Origin of the sequence: Solitalea koreensis, from assembly GCF_900182575.1 — a bacterium.
GTDB classification, from domain to species: Bacteria; Bacteroidota; Bacteroidia; order Sphingobacteriales; family Sphingobacteriaceae; genus Solitalea; species Solitalea koreensis.
This window is the reverse complement of sequence record NZ_FXSZ01000004.1, coordinates 255,571-267,975: the sequence shown is the minus strand read 5'-3', so window position 1 is coordinate 267,975 and position 12,405 is coordinate 255,571. Positions and strand designations below refer to the sequence as shown.

Here is a 12,405-nt window from a genome sequence, read left to right as displayed (position 1 = left end):
ATAGATTTGAGTATTAAGAATAAAGTATTGAGATAATTGAAGATCATCCTACTTTCTCTTTAATCACTTTTATAATTTGATCAGCGACATTGCTACTGAAATAAATGTTCTTGCCTTTATAGTTTCCTAATTCCTTAACTTTTTTACAAGCCTCAAGAATAGCTTTTTTTTCAGGAATAACCTCTAAAATATTTCCAGAAACAGCCCGGCCTTTTTGCCTATCGCCTACATTTATAACGTATTTATTAAAAGATGCTGCTTCAATAATTCCGCTGGAAGTGTTTCCTAATAAATAGTTGGCATGTTGCATACAGGAGAAATATCCTTTGGTTCCGAAGTTTTCAATACAGATCACATTGGATTTTGTTGCAGCAAATGCTTCATATTCTTTACGCATGGTGTTCCCCATCGTATCGGCATTGGGCATCGTTATCACAACTTGTTCATCCAATTCATTTAAGGCTGCTATTAAGGCTCGAACATGGTTTAAATTTCTATCTACAGAAACTGTTTCGGGATGAAAAGTGACTAATACAGTAGGCTGCTCCATATCAATATTAAACTGCTTTTTAAATTCATCCTTCGTGTACAGTTCTATATCATTTAGATTATCCAAACTGAGCGCTCCTACATTGTAAATATGCTCAGCGTACCCAATGATTTCCGCCACACGATTAGCAAAGGTTGCCGTGGAAACAAAGTGCAATTCAGAAAAAAGACTCAAACAATGACGAAACTTATTATCAATTGCGCCAAGAGTTGTTTCTCCGCCATGAATATGAGCCAATTTAATATTGAAAGGCACGGAAGCCGCAACTGCTGCAAACATTTCGTATCGATCGCCCAGGCAAAAAACAAGATCATAATTTTCTTTTTCAGCGGCCCAAACGGGAGCAAACTTCATACCTGTCAGCGCCATGGAAGCACTTATGGCTTCTTCAGAATCAGCATCAGGTACTGTTTCTATTCTATAATCAATTGCAAAGCCATCCTTCTCGATCAAATCTATCGTATGACCGTGCGAATGACTTAAATGTGTACCAAAAACGATCAAACGCAGATCAAATGCCGGATCAATTTGCAGTTTAAGTAGTAGTGGAAGGTAAATTCCGTAGTCAGCTCGAGAAGAGGTTAGAACTGCAATTTTCATTTTTTATTATTCATCTAAATGCTTGAATTCTAACAAAGCGTCTTCCTTTAAATCAACCTTCAGCTTTTTACCAATAACCAATGGCAATTGCATAGGACTGATACCGTTTCCGGGGCGTTTCATTATTAAATTTTCTTCAGTAAGAATAGCTCCGGCTTTTAAATCCAACGCCAAATGAATGCTTTTGCGAGCAATCTCTTTATTCTTTGCTTCAGAGGGAGAAGGTTTCTTTTCACCATCACCCAGCGCCTTTTCGATGTTACGGATGGCTTGAACCATTGCTTTTAACTCTTGAGGCTCCAATGAGGCTTTATGATCCGGGCCTTCCATGGTTTTGTCGAGCGTAAAATGCTTTTCAATGCAAACGGCACCAAGGGCAACAGCCGCAACCGGAATTTCTATTCCCAAAGTATGGTCGGAATAGCCAACTTGCACGTTAAACGCTTCTTGAATATTCAACATGGCCAGCAAGTTTACATCCTGCATTGGCGTGGGGTATTCTGTATTACAGTGAAGGATGGTTATTTTTTCAAGCGGAGTACCAGCTTCTGTAACGACCTGCAAGGCCTCTGCAATCTCTTTCATATCAGCCATACCTGTTGAGATTATTACAGGTTTGCCTTTTGAGCCAATCTTTTTTAAATAAGGATAGTTGGTGATCTCTCCCGAAGGAACTTTAAAAAGATCTATTCCTAATGAATCTAAAAGTTCAATACTTTCCAGATCAAAAGCTGTGGAAAGAAATTTAATTCCCTTACTCGCACAATAGTTAATTAATTCATGATGGCTCTTTTCATCCAACTCCAGTTTTTTTAACATGTTGAACTGATAATCATCACCATCGCTACTGTTTCGTTCCTGATATTCCGCCTTCTTAGCCGATTTGCTTACCAATTTTTCAGCTTTGAAGGTTTGAAATTTTACATAATCAACGCCTGCATCCACTGCCGCATCGATCAGTTTCTTAGCCAGAGTAATATCTCCATTATGATTTACACCAGCTTCAGCAATGATCATCACTTTGCCCTTTCCAAAGGGAGAAGGGGTATAATCTTTTATATTTTTTAAAAGCTGACTCATTTATTATTTTTCATTCCATGGATTAAAGCCCAGAGCTACTCATTAAAAACACATTATTTAATAATTCTACCCGGATTTCCAACCACGGTAGCTCCATCAGGTATATTTCTTATAATGACAGTTCCTGCTCCAATTATTACATTATTCCCAATAGTTACCCCTTGCTTTATTACTGAATTTGCTCCCACAAAAACATTTTCACCAATAGTTACATTGCCTGCCAATACCACTCCAGGGGCAATATGAGTATAAGAACCAATTTTACACTCATGCTCAATTGTACAATTTGTATTTAGAATAACGCCATCACCAATTTCTGCAAAAGGATTAACGACCACTCCCGCCATTACCATTACACCTGTCCCCATTTTAACAGAACCTGAAATTATGGCTGAAGGATGAATTATATTGAGTGAGAAAAACTCTTTATCTATTAATTTTTCTGTGATCGTTTTACGGATAGCATTATTACCCACAGCAACAACAAACCCGGTTGATTTCAAGGCAATAGAAGCTGAATCACTATCCTCAGTACCCAGATAAACCAACTTATAAGGATTATTTTCTTTTTCAGCCGTATCCAAATAACCCTTAATTGAATATCCTGCACAGATTAATGCATCGGCCACAACATATCCATGACCTGAGTACCCTATAAGAATGGCTTCCTTTTTCATTTATTTTGTTTCAATCAAAGCCTTACACTACTTGGAATATTTACCAATCGATCTTCAATCCATTCGGAATTAGCAAGATCTGCTTTTATACAGTGTTTGAACATTTCCAGTCTGGTCATTAAGGCCCACACCGGACGAGTCATCACTCCCTTATCATTTGTAAACGTTAAAAATGCATCTCTTTGTTCACGATCATTGAGCAGAATAGCATTTAACCAATAGTTTGACCTTGAATATTGGGGTTCAACAACAAAGTTAAATCCTTTGCCATCAAAGAATTCCTTGTATTTTTTTGAAAGCTCTCGTTTATTATTGATAAAAACATCCAACTGCTCCATTTGAGCACAAGCCAAAGCCGCATTCAAATTCGGCAAGCGGTAATTATACCCGATGTGATCATGCACAAAATCCCAGCGGTGCGGCACTTTTGCCTGGGTTGTAAGGTGTTTACCTAACTTGCCCAAGCGCTCATCATTGGTAACAATCACTCCTCCTCCCCCACAAGTTATCGTTTTATTACCGTTAAAACTATAGGTGCCCAATAAACCAAATGTACCTGTTTGTTGCCCCAGATAACTTGAACCTAAGGATTCAGCAGCGTCTTCCACCAGGTTGATATGATAGCGTTCGCAAATAACTTTAAGCTGATCAATTCGAGCCGGATGGCCAAATGTATGCATCGGGACACATGCTGCTATTTTTTGTTGGGTTGCTTTGAAAAAACAAGTATTATTACGAATCTCCGTATTTTCTTTTAAAAATTCTTCCACCTTTTCCGGAGATAAACCCAGCGTATCCAAATCGACATCTACAAAAACAGGTTCTGCTCCAATGTAGTTAATGGCATTACAGGTGGCGATGAACGATAGCGCTTGAGTAATCACCAAATCTCCACGATCTACCCCTGCCATCATCAGGGCCATGTGCAAAGCAGCGGTACCATTGGTAGTGGCGATAGCGTATTTTGCCCCGGTATAATCACGAACCATTTCCTCAAAACGATCCACAAATTTACCCACTGAAGATACGTATGTTGAATCAATCGTTTCTAATACATACTCTTTCTCATTTCCGACAAAAACCGGTTCATGAAGCGGAATAAACTTTTCGCTATTAAACTGAGAACGTATAAATTGAACTACCTCACTAAACATTATAGATATCCGTTTTATATTGTTTCAGATTTTCAGGATTTCGGAACCATTCAATGGTTTCTTTCAAACCTTCATCTAACGAATAATTTTGCTTCCAATTCGTATGTTGCTTGATCTTTTCATTAGCACCAAACAAACGTTCCACTTCGCTCTTCTCCGGACGCAAACGCACATCATCCGTAATAATTTTTGCGGCAGGATTGATCATATTGATCAACTTCTGAGCAAGCTCTCCAACCGTAATTTCAGAGTGAGTAGCGATATTCACTTCTTCTCCAATCAACGAATCCGACTTGGCAATCTCCACAAAACCATTTGCAGTATCTTTTACAAAAAGCAAATCGCGGGTTGGATGCAAGGCTCCTAGTTTAATTTCTTCTTTACCCGCTAAAAGCTGAGTAATAATAGTTGGAATTACTGCCCTGGCTGATTGACGAGGCCCAAATGTATTGAATGGACGAACGATCGTAACAGGCAGATTAAAACTGCGGTAAAAAGATTCAGCAATATGATCAGCTCCTATTTTTGTAGCAGAATAAGGCGATTGCCCTTGTTTTGGATGCTTTTCGTCAATCGGTACATATAAAGCAGTACCATATACTTCGGATGTTGACGTGACCAGCACTTTTTCAACATTAAGATCTTTTGCAGCTTGCAAAATATTCAGGGTTCCTTTGATATTGGTATCTACATAACTATCCGGTGAATGATAACTATACGGAATGGCAATCAAAGCCGCCAAATGAAACACCACCTCGCATCCTTGCATGGCTGTACGAACTCCATTAGGATCTCGAACGTCACCTGTAAATACGTCGATTTGCTCTAACTTCTCTTTAGGAAAGGTGTCCATCCAACCCCAGCTATTAAAGGAGTTGTAATAAGCAAACGCTTTAACCTTCGCACCTTCATCAATTAAGCGCTCCACCAAATGACTACCAATAAAACCATCGGCTCCGGTAATCAATACTTTTTTATTTTTTAACTGCATGAAATCTTTTGAAACTATTTCCCCTAAAACGAGAAGTAAAAATACATATTCCTAGGAAAGTTCCGTGAGAAGAAACTTGAGTAATAAAAAATGGCTTCCTGATCGTTGGGGAAGCCATTTTTATCATAATTATATTAGTTTCTATTTAAACAACGATACAAGCACAACAGCCAACGATGCTATACTTGAGGTAATTCCAACGATGGCTCCTGTACTCATTCTTTCTTTTTCCTCACGTGCCGGCACATAAATTTCTGCTCCTGGTTTAACTGAAGGATAACTTGAAAAGAATAAAAACTTCTTGGTACTGGCTACTGTACCGTTAGCATATACTATGTACGATTTGCGTTTTAACGCTTTGATGGAAAATCCGCCCGCATTGGAAATATAATCTCTAAATCCTTTATTACCGCTATAACGAATCAAAATCGGATAAAGAACCTCTCCTTTTACCTGCACTGTTTGCAACTCCTTAGGCACTTTAATCACATCTCCATCTTCAAGCAAAATATCAAATTTTGATCCCGGCTTTTCAAGGATCTTAGGAAGATTAATTCCGAGTAAATCAGCTTTTTCAGCAAGTTCAATCATCTCCGTTTTTTCGCCCATTCCACCTTTTGCTTTTTCTTCTTTAGTTAATTCCTTAATAACGGCCGATGTATCTCTACTTTGCTTAATTAATGCATTCAATCGTTCCCTTTTAAGCATTTTATCGGTCTCAGTAAGTTTTTGCTTACGCAGTAATACTGCTCCTTCAGGGAATGCAATGGCAGATAACCCTCCTGAACGCTTAATTACATCAGAAATACGATCACCTTTATTAATGATGGTGTAATTGCCTGGATAAAGTACTTCTCCCTCAATCGTGATCTTCTTTTGTTGCTCATAGCCTGGCGCAGGACGAACGTGAATTTCGTCAAACGGTTGCAATATAAAGTTGGCAACCTCTGGATTATCCTTCAGATCTTTTGTAATCGAAAAATTATAAAGCTGTGCCGTTTGAGCTCTCTTTGAAAGTGAATCCACATTTTTCATCCGGCGGGCAATTTCAATCCTACTCAAAGAAGCAGACTCTTTAATACCACCGGCTAATAGAATCATATCATTAAGACTCATATGATCAGCAAAATCGTAAGTTCCGGGTCTTAGTACTTCCCCATCGATCGAAAGTGAATATTCTTCCCTCAGGTCAAACTTTGAAGAAACAAAAACGCTGTCTTCTCGCTTAAGCACAATATCAGCCTGAGTTCCGTCCAGAATCTTATTCAGATCAAATGCGATTACTTCCGGACTAAGATCACCCTTCAATCGATTGATCGTCGCTCTGTTCATAAATGCATCTTCTCGTGGACCTTCTGCTTTTTTGATTAATTGAGTTAAGGTCATATTATTTTCCAAAGCAAAGGTTCCGGGACGAAAGACAGCCCCTCCAATACGGATACGATTGGCAAAACGATCCAATATCTTCTCTATCGTATACACATCACCGGTTTGCGGGGTAAACATGCCAAAAATAGTAGCAGGAACATCGGCAACACTCTTTTCTTTAGCTGTATTACGAACCACCTTTACCATATCGCGATAGGCATTATCGGTAAAACCGCCGGCAAAGTTAAATACATCTTCGAGCGTTTCGGATTTCAGCGTCTCATAAATTGCAGGACGCTTAACTTCTCCGGTTAATTCTACACGCGTTTGATAAGGACTGACCTTAATTACATCCTGATCTTGCAAACGAATGTTTTTGCTCTGACTCCCTTTCAACAAAAAGTCATAAATATCGATTACGGCAACAACTTTGCTATCTCTGATTACTTTTATATTTCTAAACGAACCGTTATCATTCGGGCCGCCGGAAGCATACAATGCATTAAACACAGTAGCTAATGAAGGTAAGGTATAGGTTCCCGGAAGTTTAATTTCTCCAATCAGCGTTACCTTTATGGTTCTGATATTACCTAATGTAATATTTACCGAGGTTTGTTTCGATTTGATACCAGAATAAATAGAAGCCAGTTGGTTATTAATACGGGTCCTAGCCTGATCAATTGTTAAGCCATTCACATAAACCGGCCCTAAATAAGGAATGCGGATAGAACCTTCAGGAGAAACTTGTAAACGGTAAGTTGCTTCTGAGTTGCCATAAATATCAATTACCAATTCATCTTCAGGCCCAATTTGATAATTTCCGGGAGTAGCTAGTTTTAAATTAGGCTCAAAAGAAAGACTCTTATTATTGAATAGTTCAGCACCAAAAACCTTAGATTTTTTCTTTAATAATGTAGAATCTGGATTATTGCCCAATTCACTTTGATCAAAGGTCCTGTTTGTTTTTTGACTTTTATCCCCGTTTCTGGTTTGAGTAGTAATACCGCCAAGCTTTGCAATTCTCTCTTTTAGCTTTGCAATTTCAGTTGCTGGCATTCCTTTTTGCTGAGCTAATTGTTCCAATTGGCTTTCATTTAATCCGGAGTTTTGAGCTTGAGTTACAAACTTTCTAATTTGATCATCTGATAAATTATCAACCTTAACGCTCGCCAGGTTTTCAATTGAAATTCCTCCAGTTTGAGCTAAAGTGATAAGCGGTTTACCAACAATTATGATTAATGTTAAAAGAACGATATTTATTAGAACTCTAAATTTTATATTCATAAGGTATTTATTCAAAATAATTCATGACTTTAAAGCCGCCATCAGCTAAATATTTGTCTTTTTGAACAAGATGTAAGTCAGAATGAACCATGTCTTTAACCAAAGCAGGAAGATCATACTTAGGCTTCCAGCCTAATTTAGTCATGGCTTTTGTTGGGTCGCCCAATAATAGATCAACTTCCGTTGGGCGATAATATTTAGGATCTACTTTTACTACTGTTGTGCCGAGGTGTAAGTTTTCATTCTTAATTCCCAACTCCTCCAAACGTTCATGATCCACATTAATAATTACACCCTTTTCATTTTCAGCTTTACCGCTAAATTCCAGTTCGATTCCCAGCTCAGCAAAGGCCATACGTACAAATTCACGTACCCGGGTAGTAACGCCCGTGGCAATAACAAAATCTTCAGGTTTTTCTTGCTGTAAAATCAGGTACATGGCCTCCACATAATCTTTTGCGTGGCCCCAATCACGTTGAGCATCCAGATTACCCAGATAAAGTTTGTCTTGCAATCCTAAAGCAATCTTAGCTGCCGCGCGTGTAATTTTACGAGTCACAAAAGTTTCTCCCCGAATAGGACTTTCATGATTAAATAAAATACCGTTGCAGGCAAACATATCATACGCTTCACGGTAGTTAACGGTTATCCAGTAACCATATAATTTAGCTACTGCATACGGCGACCGTGGATAAAAAGGGGTAGTTTCACTTTGAGGAACTGCCTGAACCAAACCGTATAACTCAGAAGTTGCAGCTTGGTAAACTTTGGTTTTTTTTGTTAAGCCAAGTAAACGAACTGCTTCAAGAATTCGTAAAGTACCAATACCATCAGCATTAGCAGTATACTCCGGAGTATCAAAACTAACTTTTACGTGGCTCATTGCAGCCAAGTTGTAGATTTCATCAGGCTGAGTTTCCTGAATGATCCGTATTAAGCTGGTTGAATCCGTCAAATCACTGTAATGCAGTTTTAAATGCAGGTTTTCCTCATGAGGATCCTGATAGAGATGATCAATACGATCCGTATTAAACAACGAACTTCTACGTTTTAAACCGTGAACAAAGTATCCCTTTTTCAGGAGAAATTCTGCCAGGTACGCTCCGTCCTGTCCCGTAATACCGGTAATTAGTGCAACTTTCATTTAGTGTGGTTCTTGTTACCGGTTAACACCTACCTGACTACTTCGAGACATTAACCGATAACGAAATTATTATTGCTTACTTAAAAACTCTTTTAGCGAATTAATATTAGCAATCTGGTTGGATACTGCTCCTACTTTATTAGCTATTTGTAATGACATCCAATCAAGCAGATAAATATTATGATAAAGGGCGTTCAAAGAAGTATCCTTAACCAAAATTTCAGCAACAACAGCCTCGCCTAATAATTCTTTCAGGAATGCAAAACGAAGATTTGTGCGGTTACTGCTGCGACTATTGATGAAAATAAAGTTGGTGTTTTGTTTTCCGTAATAGCTTTCGATTGAATTATGATTAGCCTCCGGCAACACATTTACAAATGCTTCTAACTTGGCATTCTCATTAATTTGTTGAGCGAAACGAATAGCTACTCCTTCAAAAAACGGATCACAAATTATTATATATTTATTGCTAACACTTTCTGCAAAACGATTTACAATTTCTCCTGATTGATTAATATAATCATCGGTATTAGAAGCGAATTCTGCAATTTTGGTTAGATCAGCATTTTTATATTGACCTAATAAATCAAAGAAAATTAAAAACAAATAGGTTAATGGAGATCCTAGTGCCATACGAGGCTGAAGACCACCTTCAACATGATAAACTCTATTTTCATCTGCATTAGCTTTTGCCTGCAACTGTCCGCCCCCGGTTATGGCTATAATTTTGCAGCCCTTTTCACGCGCAATTTGGTAAGCAGCTACCGTTTCTTCCGTATTTCCTGAATAAGAACAAAAAATAGTTAAAGTACTCGGGCCTGTATAACGAGGAAGGCTATAATCATTAACAATTTCAACTGGTACGGCGATTTTATCATTAAAATAGGATTTAATAATTCGACCGGCAATACCCGATCCGCCCATTCCACAAATAACAATATTAGAAATGCTATCTGCACTTATGCCATGTGATTTGTAGTTATCAACTGCATATTTAATTTGCTTTGAAAATTGTTTTAGTTCCTGGCTAATGTAGTTCATACTTTAGTATATTATGACTGAAATAATTCGTGTTCTTTTATTACGTTTAATAAATATTGACCGTACCCGCTTTTTTTCAATGGTTCGGCAATACATTTAAGTTGATCTTTGTCGATAAAGTTCATCAGGTAGGCAACCTCTTCAATACAGCCAATTTTTAATCCTTGACGCTCCTCAATTACCTGTACAAATTGGCCGGCCTGCATAAGGGAAGCAAAAGTACCTGTATCCAGCCAGGCTGTACCGCGGTTCATAATGCCCACTTTTAATTTTTTACGACGCAAATACTCTTTATTGATATCTGTGATTTCATATTCTCCTCTTGCCGATGGAGTTAATGACTTGGCAATACTTACTACTTCATTATCGTAGAAATACAAACCGGGAACAGCATAACTAGATTTAGGCTGCGCAGGTTTTTCTTCGATTGAAAGTGCATTATAATCTTTATCAAACTCCACAACCCCATATCGCTCCGGATCGGAAACATGGTATGCGAATACAATTCCGCCATCAGGATCTTTACAATTCTGCAATAGTTCTGTTAAGCCATCAGCATAAAAAATATTATCACCCAGCACTAAGGCTACAGCATCATTCCCAATAAATTCTTCACCAATAACAAATGCCTGCGCAAGTCCATTTGGCTGTTCCTGAACAGCATATTTGAAAACACAACCGAGTTGAGAACCGTCACCCAATAAACGTTCGAAATTAGGCAGATCCTGAGGAGTGGAAATAATTAAAATTTCACGAATTCCGGCCACCATCAATGTTGACAATGGGTAGTAAATCATTGGCTTATCATAAACAGGCATCATCTGCTTACTCGTGGCCAATGTTAATGGATGCAGGCGCGTACCAGAACCTCCGGCAAGTATAATTCCTTTCACTAAGTATTATTTTAAATAGGTAATTTATCAGCGAGTTATCGTCATCGCACAAGACCGCCATGTGTCTAACAAAAAACACTTTGCGCGGCGAATTTATAAAAATTTAGTGATATAAATTACATGTACAGAATTCAGAAGAAGCAGCTATTTAGCGCATTGCAATTTGCTCTTCTAACTCATCATACCAGGCTTGGCCATATTTACGAATAAGTGGTTCTTTTAAAAATTGATGAATTGATACTTTTAATTCACTACCATGTGAACAAGCTGCTGAGCAGATGTTCCAACGGTCATAATTTAGGATATCAAATTCAGGGTATTTAGTAATTCGGATAGGATATAAATGACAGGAGATAGGTTTACGAAAATCAATCACACCATCTTTCCAAGCGCGCTCAATGCCACATAAAGCTGTCCCGTTTTCAAATACAGTATATGCGCATTCTTGATCTCCGTCTACACAGGTAGTAGTATAATCACCCTCAAAATCGACTACATAAGTACCATCTTTTTCAATGGCTTGAATACCTTTTTCTGTAAGATAAGGTTTTATTTTAGGGTAGATTTCTTCAAGAATTTCACGCTCATTATTCTCTAAAGGAGCACCAGCATTTCCCTGCACACAACATGCTCCCTTGCAGGCATTTAAATTACAAACGAAATATTCCTTAATAATATCCTCATGCACCAACGTGTTCTCTACCTGAATCATAATTTATAACTTAAAAGGCGCAGTTACTCACTGCTATTTTGTAAGCGACAAAGTTACAAATTTTGAAAAGGTTATGAACGATCTGGTTCAAATAGTGTTCGGGAGCAATTATTTATCTATTTATCGCTCATTGCCAATTGCCCGAAAGGATGTTTTAAGTTTTTATAGGAAATCAGATCAAGATGAATGGCCCCAACCAGGATTTCAACATCTGCGCGAACCGGAATACGATTTGCATCATTAGTAACCCATAAGTACATTTTTCCATTCTTTTTAAAAATGCGGCCTTTAACTAATGACGGAGTAAACTTTAAACACTCTACTTTACCATTGGGAGTTTTAACTTTTTCTTTACCCAAATACCGAATATTCATCGGATATAAAGTATCATCGAGAAAATAGCTAAATGTTAAAACATCTCCCGGCCTTACCCCCGACAACTCAAGAGCCCGAGCATAGTAAAACATGGAAATAATATCGAACGTATCTTCATTGATATTGAAAACCCCTTTGTTGGTGTTTGCTTTTTTATTTTTACGATCAAAGCTGATATACCCCTCGCGGCGATAGTTATCCTCTCTTACCGTTTCTGTAAACATATATGGCAGTAGCGTATTTGCATTTACATAAGAATCCCATCTATTTTGAACATTTACAATCCATGACACCGCACTTGAGGTTTGCCCACTAGCTATCAGCCTAAACGCTTTACTATTATTAAATTCCTTAGGGGACTCCTCAACACGCATGATACCTTCAGCACAGTTTAATAAGCCATAACGAATTTTATAGCGTAATTCTTCTCCCACTTGGAAAGGTGGATTACCTACTTCGGGAGATATTTGAGCATGGGATAAAAATGAACTAATCAGTAAATTTAAAAGCAGAAACTGTTTTCTCATATTGATTTA

At 38.0% G+C, this 12,405-nt stretch carries 11 protein-coding genes; all 11 read right to left on the bottom strand.

The annotated features are described in order from the left end of the window. Positions 1-43 precede the first annotated feature (43 nt). Positions 44-1,150 (bottom strand): UDP-N-acetylglucosamine 2-epimerase, encoded by a 1,107-nt coding sequence (gene neuC / locus FN756_RS08455; protein WP_142603257.1) that lies wholly within the window; start codon positions 1,148-1,150, stop codon positions 44-46. A gap of 6 nt (positions 1,151-1,156) precedes the next feature. After that, the gene (gene neuB / locus FN756_RS08450) at positions 1,157-2,230 is read right to left on the bottom strand and encodes an N-acetylneuraminate synthase (protein ID WP_142603255.1); all 1,074 of its coding nucleotides are present in this window, start codon (positions 2,228-2,230) and stop codon (positions 1,157-1,159) included. A gap of 53 nt (positions 2,231-2,283) precedes the next feature. Continuing rightward, the gene (locus FN756_RS08445) at positions 2,284-2,907 is read right to left on the bottom strand and encodes an acetyltransferase (protein ID WP_142603253.1); all 624 of its coding nucleotides are present in this window, start codon (positions 2,905-2,907) and stop codon (positions 2,284-2,286) included. A gap of 14 nt (positions 2,908-2,921) precedes the next feature. Continuing rightward, positions 2,922-4,061, bottom strand: a complete 1,140-nt coding sequence (locus tag FN756_RS08440) for a LegC family aminotransferase (RefSeq protein WP_142603251.1) — start codon at positions 4,059-4,061, stop codon at positions 2,922-2,924. Then, positions 4,054-5,052 carry an NAD-dependent 4,6-dehydratase LegB gene (locus tag FN756_RS08435; RefSeq protein WP_142603249.1) on the bottom strand — a complete coding sequence of 333 codons (999 nt, stop codon included), beginning with the start codon at positions 5,050-5,052 and terminating at the stop codon, positions 4,054-4,056. The genes FN756_RS08440 and FN756_RS08435 overlap by 8 nt, the downstream gene beginning before the upstream one ends. Positions 5,053-5,193: 141 nt before the next feature. Further along, positions 5,194-7,704, bottom strand: coding sequence for an SLBB domain-containing protein (locus FN756_RS08430; RefSeq protein ID WP_142603247.1), 2,511 nt, complete (start codon positions 7,702-7,704; stop codon positions 5,194-5,196). A gap of 7 nt (positions 7,705-7,711) precedes the next feature. After that, positions 7,712-8,848 carry a GDP-mannose 4,6-dehydratase gene (gene gmd / locus FN756_RS08425; protein WP_142603245.1) on the bottom strand — a complete coding sequence of 379 codons (1,137 nt, stop codon included), beginning with the start codon at positions 8,846-8,848 and terminating at the stop codon, positions 7,712-7,714. Between the two features lie 69 nt (positions 8,849-8,917). After that, the gene (locus FN756_RS08420; protein WP_142603243.1) at positions 8,918-9,889 is read right to left on the bottom strand and encodes a bifunctional phosphoglucose/phosphomannose isomerase; all 972 of its coding nucleotides are present in this window, start codon (positions 9,887-9,889) and stop codon (positions 8,918-8,920) included. An 11-nt stretch (positions 9,890-9,900) separates the two neighbouring features. After that, positions 9,901-10,782: a glucose-1-phosphate thymidylyltransferase RfbA gene (rfbA, locus tag FN756_RS08415; protein WP_142603241.1), complete on the bottom strand. Its 882-nt coding sequence runs from the start codon at positions 10,780-10,782 to the stop codon at positions 9,901-9,903. Positions 10,783-10,930: 148 nt separating this feature from the next. Further along, a complete protein-coding gene (locus FN756_RS08410) occupies positions 10,931-11,494 on the bottom strand; it encodes a DUF3109 family protein (protein ID WP_142603239.1) in 564 nt (187 codons plus the stop codon). Between the two features lie 116 nt (positions 11,495-11,610). Then, entirely contained in the window at positions 11,611-12,396 is a 786-nt protein-coding gene (locus tag FN756_RS08405; RefSeq protein ID WP_142603237.1) for a DUF3108 domain-containing protein, read from the bottom strand. Positions 12,397-12,405 lie beyond the last annotated feature (9 nt).

Coding starts and splice junctions, on each gene's coding strand:
- FN756_RS08405 (WP_142603237.1), bottom strand. CDS start 12,396: ATGAGAAAACAGTTTCTGCTTTTAAATTTACTGATTAGTTCATTTTTA.
- FN756_RS08430 (WP_142603247.1), bottom strand. CDS start 7,704: ATGAATATAAAATTTAGAGTTCTAATAAATATCGTTCTTTTAACATTA.
- FN756_RS08440 (WP_142603251.1), bottom strand. CDS start 4,061: ATGTTTAGTGAGGTAGTTCAATTTATACGTTCTCAGTTTAATAGCGAA.
- FN756_RS08410 (WP_142603239.1), bottom strand. CDS start 11,494: ATGATTCAGGTAGAGAACACGTTGGTGCATGAGGATATTATTAAGGAA.
- FN756_RS08445 (WP_142603253.1), bottom strand. CDS start 2,907: ATGAAAAAGGAAGCCATTCTTATAGGGTACTCAGGTCATGGATATGTT.
- gmd (WP_142603245.1), bottom strand. CDS start 8,848: ATGAAAGTTGCACTAATTACCGGTATTACGGGACAGGACGGAGCGTAC.
- neuB (WP_142603255.1), bottom strand. CDS start 2,230: ATGAGTCAGCTTTTAAAAAATATAAAAGATTATACCCCTTCTCCCTTT.
- neuC (WP_142603257.1), bottom strand. CDS start 1,150: ATGAAAATTGCAGTTCTAACCTCTTCTCGAGCTGACTACGGAATTTAC.
- FN756_RS08420 (WP_142603243.1), bottom strand. CDS start 9,889: ATGAACTACATTAGCCAGGAACTAAAACAATTTTCAAAGCAAATTAAA.
- FN756_RS08435 (WP_142603249.1), bottom strand. CDS start 5,052: ATGCAGTTAAAAAATAAAAAAGTATTGATTACCGGAGCCGATGGTTTT.